Source organism: Rhizobium sp. WSM1328, from assembly GCF_057653715.1.
In genome coordinates, this window is record NZ_JBYGKO010000003.1 from 40,501 (window position 1) to 67,451 (window position 26,951).

Sequence of the window (26,951 nt, forward strand, 5' to 3'; positions counted from 1 at the left end):
ACTCTTCACGTTGATGACCTGTATTATAATGTATTAGAAATTGGGACAACTCCAATCCAGGATCGTCCTAACGCAACATGGCATCTCCAGTTATCCCAAGGCAGGTTTCATCCGGCGCCGCCTTCTCGGTGGACCGCATGGCTTTCGCCTATCCCGAAAGCCGACGCGCCGTATTCGAACGGTTTTCACTGAAGGCTCGGCCGGGAGAATTCGTGGCGATCCTGGGTCCGTCCGGTTGCGGCAAGTCGACGCTCCTTAATCTTCTCTCCGGCTTCCTGCGCCCGCAATCGGGGCATATCACCATCGACGGTGTGCCTGTTGTCCCTGAGCATCCGGTCCTCGGATATGTATTTCAGTCGCCAAACCTCTTCCCTTGGTTGACTGCCCTGGAAAATGTTCGCTTCGGCCTGCGCATGAATTGCCGTGGATCTGCGCAGGAGCAGAGAGACGTCGCGCTGAATTTTCTTCGACTTGTCGGTCTGGAAGAGCAGGCACATGAGCCACCTCACCGATTGTCGGGCGGCCAGCGTCAGCGGGTTGCGCTGGCGCGCTCACTGGCGCTCGAGCCGCGCCTCCTGCTCATGGACGAACCATTCGCAGCGCTCGACGCCCTGACGCGTGCATCCCTCAATGACGAATTGCTGCGCATCTGGTCGGGCTTGGGGAAGACCGTACTGTTCATCACCCATGACATCGACGAAGCGATCTATCTTGCCGACAGGGTTCTCGTCCTTGGGCTACCGCCGACAGGCATCACCGCCGAAGTGGCAATCGATTTGCCGCGTCCTCGCGATCAGCGTGGCACGAGAGCCAATCCTTTATTCGCTCAACTGCGCGAACAGCTCTCGGAGGAAATCGCCAAAGTCATGACCAGCAATCTACCCGTTACCTGAAGGGGAGCATCCGATGAAACACATTCTACCTGCAGTTCTTCTCGCCCTTGCAGCCGTTTTGCCTGCCCATGCCGAGGACCCGCGGCCGCTTCGCATTGGCTGGGTCCAGGCTATGGCGAATGCACCTGCCCTGATCGCCGAGGAGAAAGGTTATTTTCGCGACGAGGGGTTGAACGTCGAGCTCAAGGGTTTCGGCGATGGTCCCGTCATCCAGCAGGCGGTGGCTGGAGGCGAAATCGATGCGGCCTATATCGGTGCGCCCCCGGTCTATCAATGGGCGGCGCGCGGTCTCGAGGCGAAAATCATCGCCAAGGTCAACTATGGTCAGGCAGCGGTGATCGCGAAGACTGACGGCCCGATCCAGGCCCTTTCCGACCTCAAGGGCAAGAGGCTTGCCGCCGTCAACAGGGGCAGCGGCATGGACGTGCTGCTGCGTGGCTACGTTCTCAAAGAGGCCGCCGGCCTCAGCCCGGACGCAGATCTTGCGCTGTCGCAAATGCCCGTGGGCAACATGAACGCTGCCCTCGACACCGGCGTCGTCGATGCAGCCTTTTTGTGGGAGCCCTTCATCAGCCAATCGGTGCTCCGCGGTACAGGTCGCGTCGTCTTCGACGTGAACGGAGCTTTGCCCGGCTATCCCTGGTACGTCATAGCAGCGCCTGCCAAGACGCTGAAGGAACGCCCGGACGATCTCGTGAAACTGTTGCGAGCGAATTCGAAGGCCATTGCGTTTTTGCGGGAGCATCCCGAAGAGGCCGACAGGATCATCGCCCAAAGCTTTAAGCTGGAATCCCTGACGGCCGCGGACGGACGTATCGTTCCGCCGGAAGCGATCGTCACCGAGGCGAGGAAGCGCCTTGGGTGGTCGGCGGAAATCGAGCCCTCCGACCGTGCCTTCATCCAGCGGCTCATCGACTACTCCGTCGCCCTCGGCTTTCTCGAAAAGCGCTTGAATGTCGACGACATCATTGACGACAGCTTCGCCGCAAAAGCGGCCGCTCAACGATGAGATCCGATCGATGAAGAAGTTGGCAGCGCGGCTGCGTTTTCCGCAACCGTCCTGGCGCTGGGCAGCGCTTCCGTTCCTCCTTGTCGTGTGGTGCATCGCGGCAAGCCGCGTTCCCTCCTATGTGCTGCCGCAGCCGTGGGACGTGGCGGCCGAGGGGGTTCGCTGGATCCGGTCGGGCGAGTTGGGTCGCCAGGTCATGGCGAGCTTGTTGCGCGAATTCGGCGGCTTCGGCGCGGCCGTCGTGGCCGCTGTGCTCATCGGCGTGTCTGCCGGACTTTGGCGGCCGTTTCGCGAATTCGTCCAGCCGCTGCTCGGTCTCTTCATGGCCATCCCTCCGATCGCCTGGGCGCCGTTGTCGCTGATCTTCTTCGGCCTCGGATATCTCTCCATTGCCGTCGTCATATTCATCGCATCGGCCTTTCCGATGGCCCAGACGATTCAGGAAGGCGTGCTTTCCACCCGCAGCGGCGAGGTGCGTGCAGCGCGCATGCTGGGTGCCAAAAGGCTGCAACTGCTGGCCCATGTATATCTTCCCGCCTCTCTCCCGTTCCTCACTGCCGCATTGCGCATCGGTTTTGCCCAGGCGTGGCGCGCGCTTGTTGCAGCCGAGATGATCGGCGCATCTCAAGGCATCGGCTGGATGGTCGCCATGGGCGGGCAGGTTGGCAATTCGGCGCAGGTGCTTCTCGGCATCGCGCTGATAGGACTTACCGCGTGGCTGATGGAGAGCCTCGTATTTCGACGGATAGAGCGCCGCTACGAAGGCTGGCGCGGACAATAACGGACGTTCCCCATGACAGAGATTTTGCCAGAAAAGACGATTCAAGCCAGCGCCCATTCTCCGATGGGCCTTGCCGATCATTTCGATACTCTGCCCTTCCTCGGCCGTCTAAGCTGTCAGAGGCAGACGCTGACGGCGGGTGAGTGGACCGAATTGGAGCTCGTTTATGAGGTCGGAGCTGTCGGCCTCGCAGACGGTGCGTGGCTGAAGCTTGCCTTCAAGTTCTATTCCGATTGGGCGCTGTTCCAGACAACGGAGCCGACGGGCGCCAACTATATTTCCGCCGAATACCACGCCGGTCCTCTGGTTGCGGGGCAAAGCCCAGGTACCGTTCAAGCACTGAAGGTGCGTTTCGATCAGAAGGGACACGAACGTCCCTTCCAGAAGGCGGTCATCATCGACGTCGTCGACGGCTATCTCAACCCCGGCGACAGGATCGTCATCCGTCTGGGCGATCGGCGGCAGGGCGGCGCCGGCACACGTGTGCAGACTTTCGTGGAGAAGGTGTTCCGTTTCCGGCTGTTCGTCGACCCGCTGGGCAGCTCAAAATTTGCGGAGGTGCCAGGCGACTGCAAATTGGAGATCGCGGCCGGGCAGCCGCATGCCCTTCAGGTCATCGCGCCGCGGCTGGTTGCCAGCGGTCAATTCTTCGACGCTATCGTGCGCGTCGACGATATATGGGGAAACACTTGCCAGGGTCGAGACCTGCATGGTGCGCTCGTCATTACTGCCCCGGATGGCGGGCAACGAACGGAGCTAGTGGCATTCGCCGCGGAAGGCTGGACATTTGCGCGGATTTCCGGCCTTTCCTTCGCTGCTGCCGGCGAGTGGAAATTGGAAGCATGGCTGAATGACGAACCCGGCGTCGCACCGGGCATCGCCTATGTACAGAGCGAAGAGGGTGCCTTGCGCCCTCTCTATGCCGATCTTCACGTCCATTCCGACGACACCGTTGGCACCAATGATGCCACCTACAATCTCACCTACGGGCGCGACATCGCCGGACTTGACGTGGTGGGCTACACCGTCAACGATTTCAACATCACCGAGACGAACTGGGACGCAGCCGTCAAGACCATCCACGAACTCAACGAGCCCGGTCGCTTCGTCTGCTATCCAGGCACCGAATGGTGCGGCAACTCCGCTGCCGGTGGCGACCGAAACGTCGTCTTCCTGCGCGACGGCAAGCCCAGGTTTCCGTTCGACGAGCAGGGACGCTCCCTGCGCTCTTTCGAATGGAATGAGACGACGGCGGGAGCGATCCGTCCTGGGATATGGCCGGTTGACCGGCTCTATGGAGCCTATGCGGATGATCCGGAAGGCCATTTGCTAATCCCACATGTGGGTGGCCGGCGCTGCATTCTCGACTGGAACCATCCGGAGCTGGAACGCCTCATCGAGATTGGCTCCGCCTGGGGACAATTTCATTGGCTCTACGTCGAAGCTCTAGCTCGCGGACACAGAGTTGGCGCTTCCGCCGCTAGCGACGAACATCAGGGCCGATGCGGCGGTGGTGCGCCGGCCACCGGAACCTTCGGTGCACGTGGGGGGCTCACCGGCGTCATCGCCGACGGTTTCGACCGTGCTGGCGTTGGCGCTGCACTTCGGGCGAGGCGCACTTTTGCCACGACTGGTGAACGGAGTTTTGCGGTTCTGTCCCAAGGCAAACATTTCATGGGCGAGGTGTTTGACGCCGAGCTCAATCAGCCGCTCTCTTACCGCCTGCTCGGCCACGCCGGCTGGGAGGAAGTTCAGCTTTTCGACGGCGACCGCATGGTGTGGCGACGTGATCTGCATGCCGAAGCGGGCCTCAGTGAGCGCAGTGTGCGGATCCGTTTCGGCGGCGCGCGGATAAAGGATCGCTATCGCGCGGCCTATTGGAGCGGCGAAGTGGCTGTCACCGGTGCAGCGCTTCTGGATGTGCGCGGCATCGGTTTCGATCATCCCGAACAAAGCGTTTGGCGCACTGGGCTCGGCACCCTCGGCTTCAGGACGGCAACACATGGCGACGTCGACGGAATCGAACTTAAGCTTTCCGACCTGCGCGACGCGCGCATCGTCGTAGCCGCGAAGCTCCATGGCTACAGCAAGATCGGGGATCCGCTCCAGCCGCCGCCACATGTCCATGCTCCCGAGGTGTTTTTAGAGGCATGCGGAAGCGAGCTGATCGCAAAGGGCTCGATCTCGGTCGATCTTCAGGGTGTCGAGCTTCGACTTCTGTTGGAGCGCGTCACCGATCGCCCTCTTCCACGCGATCTCTCAGGCGAGATACCGCTTCCAGGACTTGGATTGAGCCACGGCCGCGAACACCCGCTTTTCCTGACGGCGAGACAGAGGGATCAATCCCGCATTTGGACGTCAGCGCTGTTCATGACAGCTTGAACTGAGCGTAAGCTGATGCGGGCCGCTGTTTTTGTGCTGCCGCACGGATCTTGCGATCCATCTCGAAAGTTCTTAGGTCACCGGAGGTTTTGCATTCTGCAAACTCCGTGTTCGAGAAGACCGAGATGATCCTCACCCTCGCAGGCGTTAGAAAATCCTATTCCACTGCGGAGAGCCCGATTGAAATCCTGAAGGGCGTCGATCTGGAAGTCGCTGCGGGCGAAAGTGTTGCTCTAACCGGAGAGTCTGGCAGTGGCAAAAGCACATTGCTGCATCTGGCAGGCGGGCTCGACCGTGCAGACAGCGGCTCGGTCGTGATGGATGGCAGCGATCTGGGGCTATTTGCTGAAAGCGAACGGGCCCGATACAGGAGAACGAAGGTCGGCCTCGTTTTTCAACAGTTTAACCTCATCCCATCACTGAGCGTCGCAGCCAACATCTCGTTCCACGCCAAGCTTGCAAACCGGTACGATCACGCTTGGGAAAGGCAGTTGATCGAGGAATTGGGGTTGGAAGAATACACCGCCCGATATCCCGAGCAACTTTCCGGAGGCCAACAGCAGCGCGTTGCAATCGGGCGAACCTTGGCTGCTCGACCTCCTCTCGTCCTTGCGGACGAGCCAACGGGCAACCTGGATGAGCAAACAGGCGATGCCGTCCTCGATCTGATGCTCAACCTGGCCCGGACGGTGGGATCGGCTCTGCTTCTCGTCACCCACTCCACGAGGCTTGCAGCGCGTCTGGACCGAACAGTGGTCCTTCGCGGTGGGAAGATTGCAGAATGAACTTCGTCGCATTCGCAGCCCTGCTGTCACACTGGCGTCGGAGACCTCTCCAGCTTCTGACGCTGGTCATGGGGATTGCGCTGGCGACGGCTCTCTGGTCCGGCGTTCAGGCTATCAACGCCGAGGCGAGGGCGAGCTATGCGCGGGCGGCTTCGGTTCTGGAGCAAGGCAACCTCCGGGAGATCGTCGCCAAGGACGGTGACGGCATAGCGAGCGAGGTCTATGGCAGCCTGCGTCGAGCGGGTCTGAATGTTTCGCCCGTGATCGAGGGCAACTACCGCTTCGGAAGCACAAGAATAAGATTGGTTGGTATCGAACCTCTGACGATGCCAAGGGACACCCGGAACCAGACCGTCGCCAGCAGTCTAGACCTATCCGGCTTCTTTTCAGCCAGTGGACAGTTGCTTGTGTCGAGCGCGACTGCCGAGCGGCTCCGTGGCAGTACCGACATGAGCGTCAAAATCGATGGCAAAGTTCCCGACGGTGCTGCCTTCGTCGACATATCGGTCGCCGACAGGTTGCTCGACAAGCACGGGAAGATCGACCGCCTGGTGGTCGCGGCCGATCAAAGGATCACCGCGGAAGCAATCGATCAGGCGGGATTGACGATCCGCGAACCCGGTGAACAACCAGACGTCGCTCGCCTCACAGACAGCTTCCACCTCAACCTTACGGCTTTCGGCTTCCTTTCGTTCATCGTCGGGCTCTTCATCGTGTATTCGGCCACGGGCCTGACCTTCGAACAGCGTCGAGGCACTTTTCGTACACTTAGATCTCTTGGTGTCTCGCTTCGAGCATTGATCACGGTGCTCTTGATCGAGCTTTCGATGCTGGCGCTGATATCGGGCTTGATCGGCGTCATGCTCGGCTACGTCATAGCATGGCTCCTGATGCCGGGTGTCGCCGCGACCCTCAGGGGCCTCTACGGTGCCAATGTGTCAGGCTCGCTATCCATTCGGCCGGAGTGGTGGTTGGCTGGACTGGCGATTGCTCTCGGAGGAACCGCTGTCTCGTCTGCCCAGAGCCTGTGGCGGGTATGGAAGCTGCCGATTTTAGCTGCCGCCCAGCCGCGAGCATGGGCAAGAGAGTCGGCCAGATCGCTTGCCTTTCAAGCGGGAACGGGCGGAGTTCTGCTGATCTTGGCTGCTATCCTGGCGATAGCTGCGTCCGGGCTGGTGGCGGGTTTTGCGACACTTGGCTGCCTGCTTCTTGGAACAGCTCTGGTGCTACCTGGACTTCTTGCGGTCATCCTGACCAAAGCGCAGCATTTGGCACGAACCGTCCTCATGGAATGGTTCTGGGCCGACACCCGCATACAGCTTCCCGGCTTGTCGCTGGCTTTGATGGCTCTGCTGCTGGCATTGTCGGCAAACATCGGTGTCGGCACGATGGTATCGAGCTTCCGGCTGACTTTCATCGGATGGCTGGATCAACGCCTGGCCGCCGAGCTTTACGTCACTGCCAAGGATGAGGAGGAAGCTGCGCGTCTCCGCGTCTGGCTTCCACCACGCTCAAGGGCGGTCTTGCCCATCTGGAGCGTCGACGCCGAGGTGCTTGGCGAACAGACCCAGATCTTTGGCGTTGCGGACGATTCGACCTACCGGGAGCAGTGGCCGTTGATCGCTTCCGAAAACGACGTTTGGGCAAGGATCGCCGCCGGGCAGGGTGCTCTGATCAACGAACAGATGTGGCGTCGCGGCAAAGCCAAGATCGGCCAACCGTTGGTCATGCCTGGAGGCTGGAGCGCAACTGTGGTCGGCGTGTACTCGGACTATGGAAATCCGAATGGGCAAGTGATAGTCGGGGTCAAAACGCTCGTCGATCATTACCGCGATGTCCCGAAACTTCGCTACGGTGTCCGAGTTGCTCCCGAGCAAGCCCAAGATCTCAAGCGTCGGCTGGTCGAGGAGTTTGGCCTTCCGGATACCGCCATCGTTGACCAGGCCTCACTTAAGCGGCAATCGAGAGCCATCTTCGATCAGACGTTCAAGGTGACCGGCGCGTTGAACGTCCTCACCCTTGCTGTGGCAGGATTTGCCATGTTCTCAAGTCTCCTGACGCTGTCTGGTATTCGGCTTCCGCAACTCGCGCCAGTATGGGCAATGGGTGTACGGCGACGGGATCTGGCGCTCTACGAAGTTGCCCGGACACTTGCACTCTGGCTGGCGACATTTATGGCTGCGATCCCGGTTGGTCTTACCCTGGCGTGGGTCCTGCTTGCGATCGTGAACGTGGAGGCTTTTGGTTGGCGATTGCCAATGATGGTGTTTCCAATGGACTGGTTTTGGCTGGGAGCAATCGCTCTTGCTGCTGCATTGCTGTCGGTGCTGGTGCCGGTTCGGCGTCTGGCCTCGATCAATCCTGCGGACCTGCTGGGGATTTTCGCCAATGAACGGTAGAAAGTCGGCATCTGTCCTGATAGCGGCGGCTATGATCTGCGCGAGCGGTCAGGCATTTGCGCAAGGCTTCGCCGGATTGGGATCGGATGCGCAAGGTTTTGCGATCCCGGAGCGGGGTTCTGTTCTTTCTTTCCCCACCGATCATGGCGCTCATCCTGATTATCGCATTGAGTGGTGGTATGTGACCGCCAATCTCAAAGACGAGGATGGCAGGCAATATGGAGCGCAGTGGACGCTGTTTCGCTCTGCGCTGGCTCCGGGAGACAAGGCAGGTTTCGCGGATCCGCAGATCTGGGCTGGGCACGCGGCGATCACCACCCAAGGTCATCAGTACGTCGCCGAGCGCTTGGGGCGGGGAGGCGTCGGGCAGGCAGGCGTTGCCGCAAGACCATTTCGGGCTTGGATCGACGACTGGCGGTTGGAGGGTAGCGAGCGAACCGGCTCGGACGCCTTTGGCAACCTTTCAGTCTCTGCGGGCGGGCTGGACTTCAGCTACACCTTAGACCTCAAGGCCGACGGCCCGCTCGTTCTTCAGGGGGAAAACGGCTTTTCCGTGAAGTCGGCGAACGGGCAGGCGAGCTACTATTACTCGCAGCCTTTCTATGAGGTGGCGGGAACGATCATGACATCCGGAGCGCCGGTTAAGGTCACTGGCAAAGCCTGGCTGGATCGGGAGTGGTCGTCGCAGCCGCTTGCGTCCAATCAGACGGGGTGGGATTGGTTCTCACTGCATCTGAATTCCGGCGACAAGCTGATGGCTTTTCGCCTTCGTGATGACAAGGACGGGTTTATCTCCGCGAACTGGATATCGGCGGATGGACGAACGACACTTTTGTCGAAAGACGACGTCCAACTGGAGCCGACGCGGAAGGCAACGGTCGATGGGCGCCGGATGCCGGTTGAGTGGCGCATACGCGTGCCGAGTAAGTCACTTGATATTACGACGAAACCGCTGAACGAGCAGTCCTGGATGGCGACCTCTACGCCTTATTGGGAGGGGCCGATCAACTTCACAGGCTCCACGTCGGGTGTCGGATATCTTGAAATGACCGGCTATTAGCTGCTACGTCTCACACGTAGGTAACAGCTCCTACGTCGAACGGTGCGAACCGGCGGAAATCGCCCGGACCCGGGCGGTGGCGTTGGAACTATGAAACTGTTTGGTACGTTTTCCGGCCCGCCAAAAGGAGCTTTAACGACATGAACATGGCCTCGAAGATTGTGAAATCCCTTGTTGCTCTGTCCGTCGGCGGCTTGCTTGCGGAAGCTCGCGCGGCTCGCGGCTATTCGCTGGATGACGTTGCAGAAACCACTGGTCTGACTGTGGCCGAAGTGACAGCTCTGGAGAACGACACGGATTTCGACGCGTCAAGGATACGAAGGACCGCGGCCGCTCTAGGGGTTTTAGACAAGATTTGAGACGTGCGTCGCGCACTACACAGCTTTTTCACGGCAGCGTCTTATCTGTTGACCCGCAGAGACTGTGTCTCCGATTTAGCAGAACCCGTTCAACTTGAGGATTTTATGGGCGTCGATTGCCGCTTGGAGCTCAGCTTCCGAGTTTCGATCTCCTCGGTTGGCGTCTGGATGATGTAGCTTGAGCATCTGCTTATAGCGGCGCCTGATCTCCTCGGGCGCCGCGCCCTGCGAAAGGCCGAGCGTTTCGAAGGCTTTCGCTTCCAATACCTTGAGCTTACGTCGCTGGAGATCAGCTTTCGTTGCTTGATGTTGGGCAGCACTCTTGCGTGCATTAAGGGCTTTTGCCGTGCCCGAGCGGACGGTCGAAGGAAGCGGCATCTCTGTCGCATGATCAACGCGGGTACCCCACGTCTTACGGGCGCCGCTTGCTGCCTCACTCTGATAGCGGGCGGTCACCGGATCGGACAGATTGCTCGCGAAATTATATCCCTTATTGTATTCTCTCGCATGTTGCGGGCAGAACAGCAGGTACAAACCCTCCGCATCTCGCCCAACGGGCGCACGATTGGTGCCGCCGCTTTCGCAACCGTCCCACTGGCATTTCGACTGGGAAGGCTCGGTGGGAAGAGCTGATTTTTTGCCCGTTGGCCTCAGGCCGACGAAAATTTTCGAATCAAACGTCATCGCGCGTTATAGGGCGGTTTTCATCGAACCGGCAAGCTGCCACGCGGTCGGTCGGCCCGGCTATAATCTCCTAATCCGGTCAAATTGGGCAATGCTGCGGCTGCCCTTCGAGCAATCGTGGTGATCATCAACAGGGCGCAAATAGGAAACTGGTAAATCATCTCGTTCGATTTCACGCGGGCAACTCAGTCCAATTGGGGAGGTTTTCAGTCATCCTTTAGCTGCGAAACCTGCGACCCTTAAATGGCTGGCAGAGCATACCTCTAGCCCCATTCGCGATCGTGCCCATGAAACAGTGACGACAGAGAATTTAGGCAATCGGCCTTCCAAGGCTTGATCATCAACGCGCGTGGATCTAATGAGGCGCGTTAGCGATCCTAGGAGTTTTAGAATGCAGGTTCTGGTACGTGACAACAACGTTGAGCAAGCGCTCCGTTTTTTGAAAAAGAAGTTGCAGCGCGAGGGCGTATTCCGGGAGGCCCGACTTCGGGAGCGTTTTGAAAAGCCCTCCGAAAAACGTGCTCGTGAGAAGGCCGAGGGCATCAGGCGTGTCCGTAAACTCGCTCGCAAAAAGCTTGAGCGGGAAAGCGGTATTTCGGCCCCCAAGAAAGTAAGAGCTTCTGGTCGCTAAAGGGGATCGAATGACGGATGTTCTGTCCGTCGGGATAGGACTTCTTGTGTCCGAGACATTCCTTTCCCACTCGCCGTACCGAGTTGAAACTGATCGAAAGCATCGACGCCCCTGGCGCCCTTTTATCAAGCGGGGTGTGCAACCCGACACGGCGGCTGATTGCAGAACAGCTCGCCGCGCTTCAGGGGCCGATCCAGAGGATAGCGCCGTCAGCCAATCTGAAAGTTGCGAGGCGCTTTAGTAGACCTTTGCCGTGTCCGAACTTCCGGTGCCGGCGGCATTTGCCTTTTGAAAATCGGACAACAGGCGCGAGGCGCCGTTCGCCAGCAGGCTGACATCGTTTCCAATGGCGACGAAACTGGCGCCGAGTTCCAGGTAGCGCTTGGCCAGCGCCTGATCGGCGGTCAGGATACCCGCGGCCTTGCCGTGCGCCTGGATACGGATCAGCGCCGCTTCCACCGCCTGCTGCACCTCGACATCGCCGGGCCTGCCGAGATGGCCCATGTCGGCGGCAAGATCGGCTGGTCCGATAAAAACGCCGTCGATGCCGTCGGTGGTGGCGATGTCATCGAGTGCTGCCAGTCCGGCGCGACTTTCGATCTGCAGCAGCAGGCAAATCTCCTCATTGGCCGTCTGCAGGTAATCGGGCATGCGATTGAACGCCGAGGCGCGGGCGAGGGCGGCGCCCACCCCACGCATACCATGCGGCGGATAACGCACAGCGCGCACCATCGCCTTCGCCTGATCGCCGCTCTCGACCATTGGCACCAACACGGTTTGCGCGCCGATATCGAGGATCTGCTTTAAGAGCCAGGCCTCGCCGATCGGCGCCCGTATGATCGGATGGCTCGGCGAACCCTTGAGCGCCTGCAATTGCGCCATCATCAGAGGGATATCGTTCGGCGCATGCTCGCCGTCGATCAACAGCCAATCATAGCCCGCATCACCCAGTATTTCAGCCGTATAGGGATTGGCGAGCGCGAGCCACAGTCCGATCTGCGGACGCTTCTCCATCAAGGCCCCTTTGAAGGTGTTTTTTGGCGCCGGCATGGGCATCCCTCCTATGCGAAATAGCTGCTGACGGTGCCGTAGGATCCGAAATCGGCAACGATCGTATCGTTGTGGCGTGCTTCGATCGGGCGAATGAAGGAGCCGGCAAGGACGATCTGGCCCGCCTCGATGCCATCACCATATTCAGCCAACCGATTGGCAAGCCAGGCAACGCCGCGCGCCGGCTGGTTGAGCACTCCGGCACCAAGACCGGTTTCCTCGACCTCGGCGTTGCGACTGACAATTGCGCCCATCCAGCGCATGTCGACAGTGTCGGGTCGCGCCATGCGCCCGCCGAGCACGATACCGGCATTGGCCGCATTGTCGGAAATCGTGTCGACGATGGTGCGAGCCTTCTTTGTTCCGGGATCGACCCTGAGGATGCGCGTATCGAGGATTTCCAGGGCTGGGGTGATATAGTCCGTGGCGTTCAGCACGTCGAACACGGTGACGCCGGGGCCTTTCAGCGGAGCCTTCATGATGAAGGCGATCTCAGCCTCGATCCGCGGCTGGATGAAGCGGTCGGCAGGGACCGTCGCGCCGTCCTCGAACAGCATGTCATCGAACAGCACGCCGGAATCCGGCGTGTCGATGTTCAAGGCATATTGCATCGCCTTTGAGGTCAGCCCGATTTTCCACCCGATCACTTTGCGCCCGGCAGCGATCTTCTTCGTGCCCCAGGCCGACTGCACGGCATAGGCGTCGTCCATGGTCATATGCGGATATTTGAGCGACAGAAGCCCCGTCTGTTCGCGCGTCCGCTCGGCGATGTCGAGACGCTCTGCCGCCTGCCTGATCTCATCTGAAGTCAGCATCTCACACCTCGTCAGCGATCGCGTTGCGCAAGATGCCGATACCATCGGCCTCGACCTCGACGACATCGCCGGGCTTCAGCCAGATCGGCGGATCGAAGCGGGCACCCGCGCCGGTTGGCGTGCCGGTGACGATCACATCGCCGGGAACCAGCGTAGTGAAGGTCGAGATGTAGTTGATGATCTTGCGGAAGGAAAAGATCATCCGGCTGGTGCGGTCGCTCTGGCGGACTTCGCCGTTGACGCGGGTTTCGAGCCTGATGTCGGCGATCTGTGCCTCGTGCGTGAACGGGATCAGCCAGGGGCCAATCGAGCCGGTGCGGTCGAAATTCTTACCCTGGGTGACGTTGAACTTGGCATGGCGGACCCAGTCGCGGATTGTGCCTTCATTGCAGAGCGACAGCGCCGCGATGTGGGACAATGCTTCAGCCTCGGGAATGCGCCGGCCGCCCTTGCCGATGACGATGACGATTTCGCCTTCATAGTCGAGCTCCGGGCTTTCCGGCGGTCGGATCAGCGGCTGATCGTGGCCGGTAAACGAGCGCGGGAAGCGGATGAACAGGGAGGGATTGGAAGGCGCGGCCTGCCCATCCTTGTATTCCTCGTTGCGGTCGGGGAAGTTTACGCCGACGCAGATGATCTTCTCCGGGCCGGGAACAGGGATTTCATAACGGATGTCCGACACGGGAAAATCGGGCTCCAAGCTCGCCGCTTCCTCAGCGAGCTTCAGCAGCACGCCGTCGGCTATCACCTCGCGCAGCGTTGGCCACTTCGTGCCATGGCGGGCGGAAAGGTCAATAATTCCATCTCCCGCAAGAAGGCCGTATCCACTGTGGCCGTTGCGGGTAAAGCTGACAAACTTCGGGTGCGACATCGCTTTTCTTCCTGTTCAGTTCAGCCGATGCCGCCGAGGCAGACATATTTGACTTCGGTGAATTCCTCGATGCCGTATTTCGAGCCCTCGCGGCCGAGACCCGACAGTTTGACGCCGCCAAACGGCGCTTCTGCCGTTGAGATCAGCCCGGTGTTGACGCCGACCATGCCGTATTCCAGTGCCTCGGCCACGCGAAATACCCGAGCCAGATCCTTGGCGTAGAAGTAGGAGGCAAGGCCGAACTCGGTATCGTTCGCCTGCTCGATGACGTCGGCCTCGTCCTTGAAGCGGAACAGCGGCGCCAGCGGCCCGAAGGTTTCTTCGCGCGCCACCGCCATGTCCTTGGTGACATCGCCCAGGATGGTCGCTTCGAAGAAGGTGCCGCCAAGCGCATGTGGCTTGCCACCCTGCAGGATACGCGCACCCTTGCCCAAGGCATCGGCGATATGCTCCTCGACCTTGGCAAGGGCCGCCTTGTCGATCAGCGGTCCGAGGATGACGCCTTCGTCAAAGCCGTTGCCGGTTTTCAGCCGGCCGACGGCCGCCACCAGCTTCGCAGCGAAGGCGTCATAGACGCCGTCCTGCACGTAAATGCGGTTGGCGCAAACACAGGTCTGGCCGTTGTTGCGGTATTTGGCAATCAGCGCGCCTTCGACCGCAGCATCGAGATCGGCATCGTCAAAGACAATAAACGGCGCATTGCCGCCGAGTTCCAGACCGAGTTTCTTGATGGTCGGGGCGCTCTGCTTGTAAAGCTCGGTGCCGATTTCGGTGGAGCCGGTGAATGTCAGCTTGCGCACGACCGGGTTCGAGGTCATTTCGGCGCCGATCGCCGCGGCCGAGCCGGTGATGACGCTGAAAAGGCCCTTTGGCAGGCCGGCGCGTTCGGCGAGAACCGCAATGGCGATCGCCGAAAACGGTGTCTGAGAGGCCGGCTTCAAGACCAGGGCGCAGCCGGCGGCGAAAGCCGGGCCCGCCTTGCGGGTGATCATCGCGTTCGGGAAGTTCCACGGCGTGATCGCCGCGACGACGCCGATCGGCTGCTTCATCACCATGATGCGCTTGTCGGGCTGGTGGCCGGGGATCAAGTCGCCATAAATGCGACGACCCTCCTCGGCGAACCATTCGATGAAGCTTGCGCCATAGACGATCTCGCCAGTCGCCTCGGCCAGCGGCTTGCCCTGTTCGAGCGTCAGGATGCGGCCGAGGTCTTCCTTGTTCTCGATCATCAGATCGAACCACTTGCGAAGGACGGCGCAGCGGTCCTTCGCGGTGCGGGCAGCCCATCTCTTCTGCGCCAGGCGGGCGGCCTCGATGGCCGTCCTGGTCTCGGCGGCACCAAGCTTTGGCACGAGACCGATGATCTCACCGGTCGCCGGGTTGTTCACCTCGATCGCGTTTTTCGGATCCGCCTCGATCCACATCTCGCCGACAAGCGCTGCTTGGCGGAATAGCGAAGGGTCTTTCAGAAGCATTGTGTTGGTCCTGTCTTTTGAGTCTAGCCAGCGTTCGGCATTCTCGCCGCGACTTCGGAAATGACGTCAAAGGCGGTGTCAACGTCACTTTCCGTCATCTCGAACTGACCCGCCTGAAAGCGGATCGCTACCCGACCGTCCACCCGGGTTTGGGTCAGATAGATGCGACCGTCGTCATTGATCGCGTTCACCAAAGCAAGGTTATGGGCGTCGAGATCTTTTGCGCCAAGGTGGCGAAATGAAAACAGTGAGAAGGCTGGCTCGGTGACGATCTCGAAATTGTCGCCAGCACGTAGGCGTTTGCAGAGTTTTGCAGACCAACCCACGTGGTTGCGGATCATTGTTCTCAGGCCGTCCAGTCCGTGAAACCGCAGTAAAAACCATAACTTCAGAGCCCGGAAGCGGCGGCCGAGCGGGACCGTCCATTCCGAATAGTTGATGATGCCGTCGCGACCGTGGGTTTTCAGATATTCCGGCTGAATGGCAAGCGTGCGCACGAGGTCGGCTGGATTTCGAATGAAATGGGCCGAACAATCGAACTGCGCGCCCAGCCATTTGTGCGGGTTGAAGACCACGGAATCTGCCTCTTCGACACCCGCCCACAAATGGCGGAATTCTTCGCAGATCATCGCCGATCCTGCCCATGCCGCATCGACATGGACATAGAGGCCGTGTCGATGAGCGATCCGCACCACATCGGCAATGTTGTCGCAGGCACCGGTGCTGGTGCCGCCCGTGCAGGCGATGATGCCGGCCGGCACATACCCGGCCTCCGTGTCCTTTACGATTGCCGCTTCCAAAGCGTCGCAGTCCATGCCCCGCAATGCGCCGCGAGCGGGAATACGCACGAGATTATTCTCGCCGATGCCGGATACCCAGATCGCCCGGTCTATGGACGTGTGCACCTGATCAGAAGAATAAATGCGTAGTTGCGGATTTCCGCTAAGGCCCGCCTTGTTACCATTCCAGTCGAGGGCGCGTTCGCGCATGACGAGCACCGCCGAAAGCGTGGCAGAGGAGGCAGAGTCCTGAATGACGCCGGCAAAACCCTCCGGCAGTCCGATCGCCTGCCGCAGCCAATCGAGAACTCTTGTCTCGAGCTCGGTCGCTGCCGGAGAGGTTTGCCAGAGCATGCATTGCGCCGCCATTGCCGTCACAAGATATTCCGCAACGACCGACACGGGCGCCGCGTTGGCAGGAAAATAAGCAAAAAAGCGCGGATGTTGCCAATGCGTCATCCCTGGCAGGATGATATTTTCGAAATCGGCGAAGATGGCGTCCATGTCTTCGCCGGTTTGCGGTGGCTGCATCGGCAACCGCGCGGCGATCTCACCGGGGGCGGTCTGCGCACGCACAGGCCTGTCACGAAGAGATGCCCTGTAGGCGACGCCCCAGTCCGCGGCCTTGCGCGACCATTCGGCAAAATCTGTCCCGTTCATTGATCGCTCCGCTAGGACCAATTTACACGTCTGAGCGCGGCTTTGGCCGCGATCAGAACAAATGAGTATTCTGCCTGCCGGTCAGGGCGCGACGATCGGCTGGGCCTTGAGGATCGAATCTACCACACGGGCGCCAGCAAACAGGCTTCCTTCCTCGAACCAGGATTTCGGCGCCGGAGCACCCCATAGCGTCTGGCGCTGCGGATCCTTGAGATCCCATTTGATCGGTTCCAGGTCGGGATCAACCGTCTGATAATCCGAGCAGTAGATCTCGATGCGGTGGCCATCGGGATCGCGGATGTAGAGGAAGAAGGCATTGGAAATGCCGTGCCGGCCCGGTCCGCGCTCGATATTGGGCAGCCAACCGGTGGTCGCCATCAAATCCAGCAGGTCGATGATATTGAGCGGCGTCGGAACCCAGAACGCGGTGTGATGCAACCGCGGGCCGCGACCATTGGTAAACGCAATGTCGTGGACGCCACCCTTGCGGTGCGTCCATGCAGCCCAGAGCTTGCCGGTCTCCTCGTCGGCGGTGTATTCCGTCACCCGGAAGCCGATCTCATTGTAGAAGGCGACGCTTTCGTCGACATTCGGTGAGAAGCAGTTGAAGTGATCGATGCGGAGCGGTTTCACGCCTCTGTAGAGGGCATATTTCTGGTGGATCGGCGGCAGGCGATCCATCTTGGAATAAAATTCCAGCGGAATGCCGTGCGGATCGCGCGTGCGGAACGTGCGCGACTGGTAGGGCCGCTCGACCCATTCGACCGGCAGGCCCTTGCCCTTGAAGAAATGCTCCGCCTTATTGAGGTCCTCGTCGGAGAACACCTTGAAGCCGAGATCGCGCGCTTCGGCGGCGGCTTCTTTCTTCAGGACGATGCAGTGATGCCCGCGTTCCTCGAGCGCACGCAGATAGATCGTGTCTGCCGTCTCGTCGGTCACCTGCAAGCCGAGAGTATCGACGTAGAAGGCGCGCGATTTCGCAAGGTCGGTCACGGCAAGCTCGACATGGCTGAGGCGCACGATGTTGAAAGCCGGATAAAGATTGGGTGTGGGCAGGGGCATGGGGTTCTCCTCCAAATTCAATAGGGTGTCCGGTGCACTCAGCCGCCGAGTTTCTGGATCGCATGCGCCTTGGTGGCGAAAGCAACGTTCTTGGTCTCCATGTAGAAATCGAAGGACCAATCGCCGCCGTCACGGCCGATGCCGGAATTCTTGACGCCGCCGAAAGGGGTCGGCAGGTGGCGCACATTTTCCGAGTTCACCCAGATCATTCCGGCGTCCAGCGCATCGGTGAAGCGGAAAGCGCGGGTGACGTCCGAGGTCCAGAGGTAGCCGGTGAGGCCGTATTGCACATCGTTGGCAAGCGCCAGCGCATCGGCCTCGTCCTTGAAGGAGATCGCGGTCAGAACCGGTCCGAAGATTTCTTCCTGCGCGATACGCATTTGGTTGTTGGCGCCGGTGAAGAGGGTGGGGGATACGTAACATCCGCCACCCGGCCCATCGAATTTCTCACCGCCAGCGGCAAGCGTGGCACCGTCCTCTTTGCCGATCGTGATATATTCCAGCACCTTCTTTTCATGGACGGGGTGGATCAGCGGACCGACCACAGTTTCTGGATCAAGGGGGTGGCCGACCTTGATGCGCTTGGCCTTCTCGGCGACCATCGCCGTGAAGCGGTCGTAGATGTTTTCCTCCACCAGCAAGCGGGAAGACGAGGTGCAGCGCTCGCCATTCAGCGAATAGATCATGAAGACGGCAGCATCGGCGGCACGTTCAAGATCGGCATCGGCAAAAACGATGACGGGATTCTTGCCGCCGAGTTCGAAATGTACCCGCTTCAGCGTGTCGGCGCCTTGTTTCATGATCATCGAGCCGGTGCGGCTTTCGCCGACGAAGCCGATCGCTCTGATGGCGGGATGCTCGGTCAGTGCCTTGCCGGCGTCCTCGCCGAGGCCGTTGACGAGATTCCAGACACCCTTCGGCAAGCCCGCCTCTTCGGCGATCTCGACCAGCAGCCGTGCCGTCAGCGGTGAAAACTCCGCCGGCTTGTGGACGATGGTGCAGCCGGCAGCGAGCGCTGGTGCTATCTTCCAGGTCGACAGCATGAAGGGTGTATTCCATGGCGTAATGACGCCGACTGGTCCGATCGGTGCACGGCTGGTGAAGTTGACTTGACCATCGGCACGCAGCGTTTTGCCGTCACGGGCTTCCACGGCGCGGTCAGCGAAGAAGCGGAAGTTCTCGGCTCCGCGAAGAGCTGCCTTCGCCATGAATTTGAGCGATTGACCGGTATCCATGCATTCGACGAACGCGATCTCTTCGGAACGCGCTACGATCGCGTCGGCAATCTTATGAAGAAGTTTCTTGCGCGCGTCGCCCGACATCGCGGCCCAGGCAGGAAAGGCAGCTTTTGCGGCTTGTGCCGCCCGGTCCACATCCGCCGCCTTGCCGTGTGCCACCTTTGCCAAGATCTTCAGATCGACCGGAGAGATGATGTCGAACGTGGTGCCATCGGCTGCAGGGATTGCTTCGCCAGCGATATGGTTCAGGACGCCGTCTTTGCGAAAGCGAGCCAAATAGGCTTCGGCCTTTGCGATGTTTTCTTCCAGTGTCGACATGCTTTTCTCCGATGTGTCCTGCTTGCGGTCAATCACTGCGGCGCTAACCGTTTGTCTTGCGCAGGCGCGGGTGGATGGCGTTTTTCTTCCAGCTCAGCGCCGGGTCGATTTCGCGGATTTCGAGGGTGAGGGCGAAGTGCGGCGTCTCGAACAGCTTGCGGAGGTGTTTCGTGACGGCGGCAAAGATCGCTTCGCCGGTCCTTCGCTTGTCCTCCTGGCTACGACCTTCGCCGATACGAAAGGACATATCGATGAAGGCGTTTTCATCGAGCAGATCGGCAATCGCATAGGCTTCGCACCGGATGGCGCGCACCCGCACGGCACCGGTCTCGAACAGACCCGTGCCGAGAATCTCGGCGTGGATCACACGGCACAGCGCGTCGAAGTCCACTTTTCCGTCGAGATTAGCCGAATAATCCATGGTGAAATGCGGCATCGTTCCTCCCCGCGCCACGACCTCAGTATATTTAACATGTTAAATATTTTGTCGGCTCTGTCAAGGGCATCGTGTCTGCCGGCCACGTTGCGCGGCTCAAGAAATTGATCCATAGAACCCTTATGACCAAACAATCCCCTGACGATAACGGCATCATGCAGGATGCCCTGCTGCCCCGCGATACGCGCCGCTCGCTGCCGATTGCGTTGCTTCGGGCGCGTGAAGCGGTGATGGGGCACTTCCGGCCCATGCTGGCGCTGCATGATGTGACGGAACAGCAATGGCGCGTCATTCGCATTCTGGCGGAAGCCGGAACACTGGATGCATCGGAGATGGCGGAACGGGCCTTTATTCTTGCTCCGAGCTTGACGCGGATCATTCGCTCTCTCGAGGAGCGCGGCTTCATCACCAAGAGCAAGGATGCTGAAGACGGCCGCCGGATATTGTTGCAGATCACCGCCGCAGGGCTGAAGATCATCAACGAGGTCAGTCCCGACAGCCGGATGATTTATACCGCGCTTGAGCAGCGGTTCGGCCGCGAGCGCATCGATACCTTGCTCGACATGCTCGACGAACTGGCGACGCTGAACAAATAGCACGGCCTCGCTCCTATCTGCTGGCGCCGAGGCCATCTGCCAGCGTCAGTGCGTCGGCTACATAGCGCTGAAGCCGCTCTGCCGCATCCGGCGCGTCAATTCGCTGACCGATCCAGCCGATATACGTGATGCTGCGCAGAACCATGAAGAGTGGCAGGGTTTCAATGGCGCTGTCCGGCAGCGACCGCACGCCGCGGTATCCCGCGATCAACGCTGCTTTGATGCGTTCGTAGTGCGGCTCGTCGCGATTCTTGAACAAGGCTGTGGCGATGTCGAACATTCGCCAGCCGTAGCCGGCATCGTCAAAGTCGATCAATTCGACATGATCGCCGTCTATGAACACGTTTTCCCGAACGAGATCGGCGTGGATGAGACCATAGTCGAGATGGCGGAGTGCATCGGTTTTCTCCCGCAGCAAAAGCCTGAGATCCGATAATTGCATCGCCTGGTTCGGCGACAGTCCCGCACAATCCCAGAATCGCCCCCAAAGCGGCTGCCTGCCAAGCAAACCATTGCCGTCCCATGCCGGGCGGTGGAAGTCGGCCGGTGGTCTCCAGGCATCGGCGGCGGTGTGCAGCCGGGCCATGGCTTCGCCCAGCAAGCGGAAAATCACGACGAGGCGCTCACTGGAATGCACGAGAAGGACGCCCGATTGGCCGAGTGGGCTGCCGGTCATCCAGCTGACGATGTCGGCGTATTGGTCACCGAACTCAGGATTTGCGGCAAGCGCAACGATTTGGCGTCCATCCGGCGTGGAAACTGGTGCCGGAACACGCAGGCCCGCTTCGCGCAAGGCTGCCATCCAGCAGAGTTCCGAAACCAAAGCAATTTCGTTGCGATAGCCGGGCCGGTGCAGCCGCAGGGCTGCAGGCTCGCCGTTCCTGAGCGTCACCCGGAACACCGCATTCTCCCGGTATTTCAGGAGCTGGGGTGTCTGGGCGCCCAGCTCCCAGCTGCCAAGGGCTTCGCATGCGCGCGCACTCAGCGCCTCCATGAAAGGGATGGATTCATGTTCCGACATGGCCACCGTCACAATCCGGACAAAACGTCGTCGAGCGTGGAAAGCATCAAATCGGCATTCTCCTTCGAAAATGGCATGGGTGGTCGGATCTTGGTCGCGCATTGATGCACCCCGATCTTGCCCATTAGGACGCCGCGCGCCCGCATGTCATTGATGACCTTCGTGGCGATGTCCGGCGCCGGGGTCTTTTTCTCACGGTCGAGAACCAGCTCCGCCCCGAAGAACAGGCCGCTGCCACGCACGTTGCCGATGACGTCATGTTTTTCGGACAGGCGTTTGAGGCCGTCTTGCGCATAGGCGCCGACGGCACGGGCGTTTTCCATCAGTCCTTCATCTTCGATCACGTCGAGAACCGCCAGGGCCGCAGCACAGGAAACCGGATTGCCGCCAAAGGTATTGAAATAGCGAAAGGCCTTGCGGAAGGCGTTCAGCGTGTCGGCATTGGCGACGACGCCGCCGACCGGATGGCCGTTGGCCATCGGCTTGCCGAGCGTCACCACGTCGGGCACGAAGCCTGCGCGCTGGTGGCCCCACATATGGCCGCCAGTGCGCCCGAAACCCGGCTGCACCTCGTCGGATATGACAAGCCCTCCCGCCTTGCGCACGGCGGTGATTGCCTTGTCGAGAAAGCCCGGCGACAGGTCGGGAAATCCCTCATTGGCAAAGAACGGGCAGATGATGAGCGCCGAAAAGCCGTGCGGGCTACTCTGCAGCGAGGCGATCGCTTTTTCCACTTCAGCGGCGAAAGCCTCCGCAAAGGCTTCGCCGGGCATACCACCCATCGGCCGATAGCTGTCGGGCGCCGGCACGTAGCGGACATGGCCGCCGAAACCGCCGACCGGGGGCATGCGGGTAGAGAGCTGCGACACGGCCGCGGTATTGCCGTGGTAGGTGTGGTTGGTCGCGATAACACCGGTCTTTCCCGTAACCGCCTGCGCCATACGCAACGCGATGTCGTTGGCTTCACTGCCGGTACAGGTCATGATCGCCGTATCGAGGCTCTTGTCGAATGTTGCCGTCAGCCGCTCGACATAGTCGAGGATGCCTTCATGGAGATAGCGCGTGTGGGTGTTCAGCGTCGACGCTTGCCGGGTGATCGCGTCGACCACGCGTGGGTGGCAGTGGCCGACGTGCGGCACATTGTTGTAGCAATCGAGATATTTCCGGCCGTCGGCATCCCACAGCCAGACACCTTCTCCACGCACCAGTTGCACCGGTTCGTCATAAAAGGTGGACATGTTTCGGCCAAGAAGCCGCTCGCGGCGGGCGAGAAGTGCTGCGTTTTCCGCCATGTCATTTGCCTCCCGCGGCAGCTGTCAGGCCTGCCTCGAGTGCGGCGAGGATCCGATCTACATCGGCCGTGGTGATGATAAGCGGCGGCGAGATGATGACGTTGGAGCCGGAGGTGCGCACCATCACGCCGGCGTCGTAGGCCGCGTCTTGCAGGCGCTGGACCACATCCTTCGGCGCGCCGGTCTTTGCCGCGCGGTCCGTCACCAGTTCCAGCGCGCACATCAGCCCTTTGCCGCGCACGTCGCCGATCAGTTCGTGTTTTTCCTTCAGTCTGTTCAGACCGGTCAGCAGTTCGTTGCCGCGCGCGCCTGCATTGGCGGCCACGTTGAGGCGCTTGGTTTCCTTGAGCGTCGCCAGCGCCGCCGCTGCACCCACAGGGTGGCCGGAATAGGTGTAGCCATGGCCGATGGTGCCGACGGTGTTCTTGTTTGCCTCGAAGGCTTCCGCGATCTTGTCGGAAATCATGACGGCACCGAAGGGATAATAGCCGTTGGTAATCGCCTTGGCGGCCGACATCAGGTCGGGCCTGGTGCCCCACAGGCGTGATCCCGTCCAGGCGCCGGTGCGGCCAAAGGCCGTGATGACCTCGTCGGCGATCAGAAGAATGCCATTCTTGTCGCAGATGGCACGCATCAGCGGCATGAAGGTTTCGTGCGGCACCATGATGCCGCCGGCACCCAGAACTGGCTCCATGATGAAGGCGGCGATGGTGTCGGCGCCCTGGAAGGCGATCTCGTCTTCGAACTGACGACCGATGGCCGCGGCGATTTCCGCCGGATCGTCGGTGCCGAAAGGATTGCGGTAGCCATAGGGAGCCGCCAGGTGCGAAACGCCCGGGAGCAGCGGCTCGTAGTTGCGACGGTTGTTGGCATTACCGTTGACGGACGCGCCGCCGAAATGGGTCCCATGATAGCCTTTCTTCAGCGCCACGAATTTAGTGCGCTCCGCCTGGCCATTGACCTTGTGGTACTGGCGGGCAAGCCGCAGGCAGGTCTCCACGGAATCCGAGCCGCCCGAGGTGAAGAAGGATCGGCTGAGGCCGTCTTCCTTGAACCACTCAGCCAGTTCGTAAGACAGTTCGATCAGCGGCGGATTGGTGGTGCCGCGAAAGGCGGAATAATAAGGGAGTTCCTCGAGCTGGTCACGGATGGCCTGTTTGATCGGATCGCAGGAATAGCCGAGGTTGACGTTCCAGAGCCCCCCGACGCCATCGAGCACCGTCTTGCCGTCGATATCAGTGATTTCAACACCGGAAGCCGCCCTGATGATGCGCGGCGGATTGGCCAACATGTCGGCCGGGTGCGCCATCGGGTGCCAGACATGACGGGCGTTGTTTTCGGTCAGAAAATTGGTTTCGCGCATATCGCAGTCCTCTTCGTTCAAAGTCCAAGCATGGAAAGGGCGCGGGCATAGCCGTCCGCGGGCCGGGTAACGTCGAAATGGACGTTGGGAAGCTTGACGACGTCGGCGCCCTCGATGTTCTTCAACTGATCGTCGACGAAGACGCAGGCTTCGCGCGGAAGCCCGACCTCGGCGATCACCTGTTCATAGGCGCGCGGATCCGGTTTCAGGATCTTGGTGTAGGTGGCATCGACGATGACGTCGAAGAGATCGATCAGCGGGAAACGCTTGCGAAATTCGACACCGTAGAAAAGATCGAGTTCATTCGAAAGGATGGCGAGCCGCAGGCCGGCGGCCTTGGCGCGGGTGATGGCGTCTGCCGCCTCCGGACGCAGCACGAGATCGGCATCGGCGCCGCGCGCCCGCTGGACGAAGGTCTTCATGTCGGTCCAATCCTCACCGACCAGCCGGCCGACTTCCGCGGTCCGTGTCATCCAGTAGTCGCGTTCGGTGATCTCACGGTTCTGCATCGATACCCAGAGTGGATCAGTCGTTGTATCGAACGGACCGCGCCAGGTGAGTGTGCCGGCGGCAAGGCCAAGCGCCCGCTCGGTGACGTCGTGCGTTTCGAACAGCGTGCGGGTGACGACGCCGCCGAAATCGAGGATGAGTGCGCGATCGCCTGTCATGGCCTGCCTTCCGGGATGATGCCCTGTGCAACCCACGCATCGAATACGGCAAGGGCCTTTGTGGAGAATTGGGGGGAGTTGATGTGGCCATCGACCTCATGCAAGTCGACGGATTGGGGGAGGGCTAGGCGCATCGCGTCGATAAAGGCTGAAAGGCCTACCGGATCATGCAATGGTTCGCCTGGCTGGTCCCATTCCTGTATGCCTTCGAGCGGCAGGATCAGGGCAACCGGCGCCTGTGCGCCGCCAAGTTTTTCTCCGATCAGCGCAGCCGTCGCCCGGCGTCCTTCCGGCGAGGTGGTGACGGAGCCGATCAGCCGGTTGTGTGCGTGATAAGGTCGGTCGGCAAGTGCCGCCGGCAGCGGCTGCCACGCGGGCAGGTCAACCATATCGACGGCGCCGGGTGCAACGATCTGCGGTATGCCTGCGCGGCCCGCATTTTCCATGCGGTCCGGACCAGAGGTGACCACGGTGCCATTCTGGTGGTTGACGACTTCCTGCATGCAGAAGTCGAACACCGCGGCAAAGCCTTTCTGCGCGGCAATCGCCTCGAAGGCCCGTCCGCCCATGCCGGTCGAGTGGAATACTGCGACCTCATAGCCGCGTTTTTCGAGTTCCGGCTTCAGGTGTTTCATGTATTTGAGGCAGGTGGAACCGAGTGAGGTCATTCCGATCAACGGCCGCTCCGCCTTGGGCTTCACGCAGGAACGGGCGGCTCCGACGACGGCACCGCAGGCCTGGGAAAGCACGGCGCGGCAGATATCGTTCAATCCGTAAAGTCCGCCGGCCCACAGTATCATCATCAAGTCCGGGGCGATGCGCTCCGGCGGCACGAGATGCGAATAGGCAATTGTCGAGACCACGAATTTGGGAACGCCGAGCGGCAGGGCAGCCGCCACGTCAAGCGCCAGGTCCGTGCCCATCGAGCCGCCGAGAACAATGATGCCATCCGCCTTTCCGGTCGCGTGCAACGTTCCGACGAGAGCCGCGGCGCCGGTTGACATCAGCCTCATGGCTGAATTTTCGTCGCCGCTGCCGATGATCGCTTCGATCGATGTTCCCGCCGATTTGGCGATGTCGTGCCGGGAGTAATCAGGCGTGTAAGGCGGATCTGACAGGATACTGACGTCGACCAAAATCGGTTTTGCGCCAGCATCGCGGATGATGCCCGCCATGAACTGAAGCTCGTCGGATTTGGTGTCGCCGGTTCCAATCAGAAGGATGCTGAGTGGACGTGATTGTTCTGGCGACGGCTCTGCTGGGCTCATTCAACCGGTCCTCTTTGTTTGCATTTTTGTTCCCGAAGGCCGCTCCGGCCCGTAGTATTTTTCTGAGATGCGTTTGGCTGTGTCGACGACGGCTGCGCCGAAGTTTGCCAGTGTGGCGGCGCGCGCGCGCGCCAGCGGCGCCGCGATGGTGATGGAGCCGATCGGTTGACCGGCCGGCGAAAGAATGGGAGCTCCGGTGCTGACGACGCCGACCTCGAGACCCTGGCTGCTGATCGAAAATCCGCGCGCGACCGTTTCGTCTATTATTTTGCGGACGGCGGCCGGATCGGTCACGGTGTGCTCGGTAAAAGCGTCCAGTGGCTGCGACAGGGCCGACTCGATGTATTTCTTATCTGAGAAAGCCAGATAGGCGAGGCCCGACGCCGTAGCGTGGAAAGGCAGGCGCGTGCCGATCTCGACGATGACCCGGTGCGCGCGCGGTGAGTCCTCGACGTGGATCGTTGAAAGTGTGCTGCCGCTGAATTCGGCGAGATGAACAGTTTCCTCAGACTTTTCAGCGAGCTCCCTTACGAAGGGGATGGCGACCCGCAGGAACGGATAACGCGCCTCGCGAATCCGCGCCAGGCGAACCGGCGCTGAACCGATCCGGTATCTGCGCGTGTCCGGATCCTGCTCAACGAAGCCATGCTTTTCCAATTCGACAAGCAGGCGGCGGGCCGTCGCCTTGTCGAGGTCGCAGAGACGGGCGATATCCGTCAATCCCGCTTCGTGGTTGAGTTGCGACAGGCTGTCCAGCAAGGACAGTGCTTTTCCGACGGTGCTCATGCGGTCTCCTCTTTTTGTCCGGTCGCCGTTCGATACCGGTTGGTGTTACGGGCACCTGTCTGGGTCATCATCGTCGATGTCCGGTCCTCCATGCCGGCCAAACTACTTAACATGCGAAATAACTTGACAGGTGTAGCCGTTATTTGCAAGTCTATATTTGAAGCAATGGTTCAATATATGAACCATATGCGCTGACCTGCGCGCGGCCAAGAGCAAAAGAAAAAACGCGGCAGATTAGTCCGGTTCGAAATGACGGCGATTTGGGAGGAC

Annotated in this window: 25 protein-coding genes; 10 read left to right on the plus strand and 15 right to left on the minus strand. The window is 60.4% G+C overall.

The features are described from left to right. Nucleotides 1–77 precede the first annotated feature (77 nt). From AC2444_RS27860 to AC2444_RS27895, 8 genes are all read left to right on the plus strand, one after another. Nucleotides 78–893, plus strand: coding sequence for an ABC transporter ATP-binding protein (locus AC2444_RS27860; RefSeq protein ID WP_128450385.1), 816 nt, complete (start codon nucleotides 78–80; stop codon nucleotides 891–893). A 13-nt stretch (nucleotides 894–906) separates the two neighbouring features. Further along, nucleotides 907–1,902, plus strand: coding sequence for an ABC transporter substrate-binding protein (locus tag AC2444_RS27865; protein ID WP_128450386.1), 996 nt, complete (start codon nucleotides 907–909; stop codon nucleotides 1,900–1,902). Nucleotides 1,903–1,912: 10 nt separating this feature from the next. Then, on the plus strand, nucleotides 1,913–2,683 hold the full coding sequence (locus tag AC2444_RS27870) for an ABC transporter permease (protein WP_128450387.1): 771 nt from the start codon (nucleotides 1,913–1,915) through the stop codon (nucleotides 2,681–2,683). Between the two features lie 12 nt (nucleotides 2,684–2,695). Beyond that, nucleotides 2,696–5,065: a hypothetical protein gene (locus AC2444_RS27875; RefSeq protein WP_128450388.1), complete on the plus strand. Its 2,370-nt coding sequence runs from the start codon at nucleotides 2,696–2,698 to the stop codon at nucleotides 5,063–5,065. A 125-nt stretch (nucleotides 5,066–5,190) separates the two neighbouring features. Beyond that, nucleotides 5,191–5,850, plus strand: a complete 660-nt coding sequence (locus tag AC2444_RS27880; protein ID WP_026157679.1) for an ABC transporter ATP-binding protein — start codon at nucleotides 5,191–5,193, stop codon at nucleotides 5,848–5,850. Continuing rightward, nucleotides 5,847–8,249 carry an ABC transporter permease gene (locus AC2444_RS27885; RefSeq protein WP_128450389.1) on the plus strand — a complete coding sequence of 801 codons (2,403 nt, stop codon included), beginning with the start codon at nucleotides 5,847–5,849 and terminating at the stop codon, nucleotides 8,247–8,249. Before AC2444_RS27880 ends, AC2444_RS27885 begins: the two co-directional genes overlap by 4 nt. Further along, nucleotides 8,239–9,309 carry a lipocalin-like domain-containing protein gene (locus AC2444_RS27890; RefSeq protein ID WP_128450390.1) on the plus strand — a complete coding sequence of 357 codons (1,071 nt, stop codon included), beginning with the start codon at nucleotides 8,239–8,241 and terminating at the stop codon, nucleotides 9,307–9,309. The genes AC2444_RS27885 and AC2444_RS27890 overlap by 11 nt, the downstream gene beginning before the upstream one ends. A 140-nt stretch (nucleotides 9,310–9,449) precedes the next feature. Further along, a complete protein-coding gene (locus AC2444_RS27895; protein WP_128449644.1) occupies nucleotides 9,450–9,668 on the plus strand; it encodes a helix-turn-helix domain-containing protein in 219 nt (72 codons plus the stop codon). Between the two features lie 75 nt (nucleotides 9,669–9,743). On the opposite strand, the gene AC2444_RS27900 is transcribed toward AC2444_RS27895, so the two are convergent. Beyond that, complete coding sequence (locus AC2444_RS27900) at nucleotides 9,744–10,352, minus strand: J domain-containing protein (RefSeq protein ID WP_128449641.1); 609 nt, start codon at nucleotides 10,350–10,352, stop codon at nucleotides 9,744–9,746. Nucleotides 10,353–10,743: 391 nt separating this feature from the next. Here AC2444_RS27900 and rpsU point away from each other — a divergent pair, with 391 nt between their 5' ends. Further along, the gene (gene rpsU / locus AC2444_RS27905) at nucleotides 10,744–10,983 is read left to right on the plus strand and encodes a 30S ribosomal protein S21 (protein WP_113546788.1); all 240 of its coding nucleotides are present in this window, start codon (nucleotides 10,744–10,746) and stop codon (nucleotides 10,981–10,983) included. A gap of 237 nt (nucleotides 10,984–11,220) precedes the next feature. Here rpsU and hpaI read toward each other — a convergent pair whose 3' ends face one another. The 8 genes from hpaI to AC2444_RS27945 form a co-directional block, all read right to left on the minus strand. Further along, on the minus strand, nucleotides 11,221–12,033 hold the full coding sequence (gene hpaI / locus AC2444_RS27910) for a 4-hydroxy-2-oxoheptanedioate aldolase (protein ID WP_113546789.1): 813 nt from the start codon (nucleotides 12,031–12,033) through the stop codon (nucleotides 11,221–11,223). An 11-nt stretch (nucleotides 12,034–12,044) separates the two neighbouring features. Then, a complete protein-coding gene (hpaH, locus tag AC2444_RS27915) occupies nucleotides 12,045–12,848 on the minus strand; it encodes a 2-oxo-hept-4-ene-1,7-dioate hydratase (protein WP_128449640.1) in 804 nt (267 codons plus the stop codon). 1 nt (nucleotide 12,849) lies between these two features. After that, complete coding sequence (locus AC2444_RS27920) at nucleotides 12,850–13,719, minus strand: fumarylacetoacetate hydrolase family protein (RefSeq protein WP_113546790.1); 870 nt, start codon at nucleotides 13,717–13,719, stop codon at nucleotides 12,850–12,852. Between the two features lie 20 nt (nucleotides 13,720–13,739). Continuing rightward, nucleotides 13,740–15,194, minus strand: a complete 1,455-nt coding sequence (gene gabD, locus AC2444_RS27925; RefSeq protein ID WP_128449639.1) for an NADP-dependent succinate-semialdehyde dehydrogenase — start codon at nucleotides 15,192–15,194, stop codon at nucleotides 13,740–13,742. 23 nt (nucleotides 15,195–15,217) lie between these two features. Next, nucleotides 15,218–16,633, minus strand: a complete 1,416-nt coding sequence (locus AC2444_RS27930) for a pyridoxal phosphate-dependent decarboxylase family protein (RefSeq protein ID WP_113546792.1) — start codon at nucleotides 16,631–16,633, stop codon at nucleotides 15,218–15,220. An 81-nt stretch (nucleotides 16,634–16,714) separates the two neighbouring features. Further along, nucleotides 16,715–17,695, minus strand: a complete 981-nt coding sequence (gene hpaD / locus AC2444_RS27935; RefSeq protein ID WP_113546793.1) for a 3,4-dihydroxyphenylacetate 2,3-dioxygenase — start codon at nucleotides 17,693–17,695, stop codon at nucleotides 16,715–16,717. A 38-nt stretch (nucleotides 17,696–17,733) separates the two neighbouring features. Then, nucleotides 17,734–19,251: a 5-carboxymethyl-2-hydroxymuconate semialdehyde dehydrogenase gene (gene hpaE / locus AC2444_RS27940; protein ID WP_113546794.1), complete on the minus strand. Its 1,518-nt coding sequence runs from the start codon at nucleotides 19,249–19,251 to the stop codon at nucleotides 17,734–17,736. Nucleotides 19,252–19,294: 43 nt separating this feature from the next. After that, complete coding sequence (locus AC2444_RS27945; RefSeq protein WP_128449638.1) at nucleotides 19,295–19,687, minus strand: 5-carboxymethyl-2-hydroxymuconate Delta-isomerase; 393 nt, start codon at nucleotides 19,685–19,687, stop codon at nucleotides 19,295–19,297. A gap of 122 nt (nucleotides 19,688–19,809) precedes the next feature. Here AC2444_RS27945 and hpaR point away from each other — a divergent pair, with 122 nt between their 5' ends. Continuing rightward, complete coding sequence (gene hpaR, locus AC2444_RS27950; RefSeq protein WP_113546796.1) at nucleotides 19,810–20,283, plus strand: homoprotocatechuate degradation operon regulator HpaR; 474 nt, start codon at nucleotides 19,810–19,812, stop codon at nucleotides 20,281–20,283. Nucleotides 20,284–20,296: 13 nt separating this feature from the next. On the opposite strand, the gene AC2444_RS27955 is transcribed toward hpaR, so the two are convergent. The 6 genes from AC2444_RS27955 to AC2444_RS27980 are packed head-to-tail and all read right to left on the minus strand — an operon-like array spanning nucleotide 20,297 to nucleotide 26,681. Continuing rightward, nucleotides 20,297–21,304 carry a phosphotransferase enzyme family protein gene (locus AC2444_RS27955; protein ID WP_128449643.1) on the minus strand — a complete coding sequence of 336 codons (1,008 nt, stop codon included), beginning with the start codon at nucleotides 21,302–21,304 and terminating at the stop codon, nucleotides 20,297–20,299. 8 nt (nucleotides 21,305–21,312) lie between these two features. Then, entirely contained in the window at nucleotides 21,313–22,596 is a 1,284-nt protein-coding gene (locus AC2444_RS27960) for an aspartate aminotransferase family protein (protein ID WP_128449637.1), read from the minus strand. A gap of 1 nt (nucleotide 22,597) precedes the next feature. After that, nucleotides 22,598–23,959 (minus strand): aspartate aminotransferase family protein, encoded by a 1,362-nt coding sequence (locus tag AC2444_RS27965; RefSeq protein ID WP_113546798.1) that lies wholly within the window; start codon nucleotides 23,957–23,959, stop codon nucleotides 22,598–22,600. A 17-nt stretch (nucleotides 23,960–23,976) separates the two neighbouring features. Continuing rightward, complete coding sequence (locus tag AC2444_RS27970) at nucleotides 23,977–24,627, minus strand: HAD family hydrolase (protein ID WP_113546799.1); 651 nt, start codon at nucleotides 24,625–24,627, stop codon at nucleotides 23,977–23,979. Next, nucleotides 24,624–25,895, minus strand: a complete 1,272-nt coding sequence (locus AC2444_RS27975) for a Tm-1-like ATP-binding domain-containing protein (protein ID WP_113546800.1) — start codon at nucleotides 25,893–25,895, stop codon at nucleotides 24,624–24,626. Before AC2444_RS27975 ends, AC2444_RS27970 begins: the two co-directional genes overlap by 4 nt. Further along, the gene (locus AC2444_RS27980; RefSeq protein ID WP_113546801.1) at nucleotides 25,896–26,681 is read right to left on the minus strand and encodes an IclR family transcriptional regulator; all 786 of its coding nucleotides are present in this window, start codon (nucleotides 26,679–26,681) and stop codon (nucleotides 25,896–25,898) included. It abuts the gene before it with no gap. Between the last annotated feature and the right edge of the window lie 270 nt (nucleotides 26,682–26,951).

Bases quoted from the DNA above. Each gene is read 5' to 3' on its own strand.
- AC2444_RS27860 (WP_128450385.1), top strand. From the start codon at position 78: ATGGCATCTCCAGTTATCCCAAGGCAGGTTTCATCCGGCGCCGCCTTC.
- AC2444_RS27865 (WP_128450386.1), top strand. From the start codon at position 907: ATGAAACACATTCTACCTGCAGTTCTTCTCGCCCTTGCAGCCGTTTTG.
- AC2444_RS27870 (WP_128450387.1), top strand. From the start codon at position 1,913: ATGAAGAAGTTGGCAGCGCGGCTGCGTTTTCCGCAACCGTCCTGGCGC.
- AC2444_RS27875 (WP_128450388.1), top strand. From the start codon at position 2,696: ATGACAGAGATTTTGCCAGAAAAGACGATTCAAGCCAGCGCCCATTCT.
- AC2444_RS27880 (WP_026157679.1), top strand. From the start codon at position 5,191: ATGATCCTCACCCTCGCAGGCGTTAGAAAATCCTATTCCACTGCGGAG.
- AC2444_RS27885 (WP_128450389.1), top strand. From the start codon at position 5,847: ATGAACTTCGTCGCATTCGCAGCCCTGCTGTCACACTGGCGTCGGAGA.
- AC2444_RS27890 (WP_128450390.1), top strand. From the start codon at position 8,239: ATGAACGGTAGAAAGTCGGCATCTGTCCTGATAGCGGCGGCTATGATC.
- AC2444_RS27895 (WP_128449644.1), top strand. From the start codon at position 9,450: ATGAACATGGCCTCGAAGATTGTGAAATCCCTTGTTGCTCTGTCCGTC.
- AC2444_RS27900 (WP_128449641.1), bottom strand. From the start codon at position 10,352: ATGACGTTTGATTCGAAAATTTTCGTCGGCCTGAGGCCAACGGGCAAA.
- rpsU (WP_113546788.1), top strand. From the start codon at position 10,744: ATGCAGGTTCTGGTACGTGACAACAACGTTGAGCAAGCGCTCCGTTTT.
- hpaI (WP_113546789.1), bottom strand. From the start codon at position 12,033: ATGCCGGCGCCAAAAAACACCTTCAAAGGGGCCTTGATGGAGAAGCGT.
- hpaH (WP_128449640.1), bottom strand. From the start codon at position 12,848: ATGCTGACTTCAGATGAGATCAGGCAGGCGGCAGAGCGTCTCGACATC.
- AC2444_RS27920 (WP_113546790.1), bottom strand. From the start codon at position 13,719: ATGTCGCACCCGAAGTTTGTCAGCTTTACCCGCAACGGCCACAGTGGA.
- gabD (WP_128449639.1), bottom strand. From the start codon at position 15,194: ATGCTTCTGAAAGACCCTTCGCTATTCCGCCAAGCAGCGCTTGTCGGC.
- AC2444_RS27930 (WP_113546792.1), bottom strand. From the start codon at position 16,633: ATGAACGGGACAGATTTTGCCGAATGGTCGCGCAAGGCCGCGGACTGG.
- hpaD (WP_113546793.1), bottom strand. From the start codon at position 17,695: ATGCCCCTGCCCACACCCAATCTTTATCCGGCTTTCAACATCGTGCGC.
- hpaE (WP_113546794.1), bottom strand. From the start codon at position 19,251: ATGTCGACACTGGAAGAAAACATCGCAAAGGCCGAAGCCTATTTGGCT.
- AC2444_RS27945 (WP_128449638.1), bottom strand. From the start codon at position 19,687: ATGCCGCATTTCACCATGGATTATTCGGCTAATCTCGACGGAAAAGTG.
- hpaR (WP_113546796.1), top strand. From the start codon at position 19,810: ATGACCAAACAATCCCCTGACGATAACGGCATCATGCAGGATGCCCTG.
- AC2444_RS27955 (WP_128449643.1), bottom strand. From the start codon at position 21,304: ATGTCGGAACATGAATCCATCCCTTTCATGGAGGCGCTGAGTGCGCGC.
- AC2444_RS27960 (WP_128449637.1), bottom strand. From the start codon at position 22,596: ATGGCGGAAAACGCAGCACTTCTCGCCCGCCGCGAGCGGCTTCTTGGC.
- AC2444_RS27965 (WP_113546798.1), bottom strand. From the start codon at position 23,959: ATGCGCGAAACCAATTTTCTGACCGAAAACAACGCCCGTCATGTCTGG.
- AC2444_RS27970 (WP_113546799.1), bottom strand. From the start codon at position 24,627: ATGACAGGCGATCGCGCACTCATCCTCGATTTCGGCGGCGTCGTCACC.
- AC2444_RS27975 (WP_113546800.1), bottom strand. From the start codon at position 25,895: ATGAGCCCAGCAGAGCCGTCGCCAGAACAATCACGTCCACTCAGCATC.
- AC2444_RS27980 (WP_113546801.1), bottom strand. From the start codon at position 26,681: ATGAGCACCGTCGGAAAAGCACTGTCCTTGCTGGACAGCCTGTCGCAA.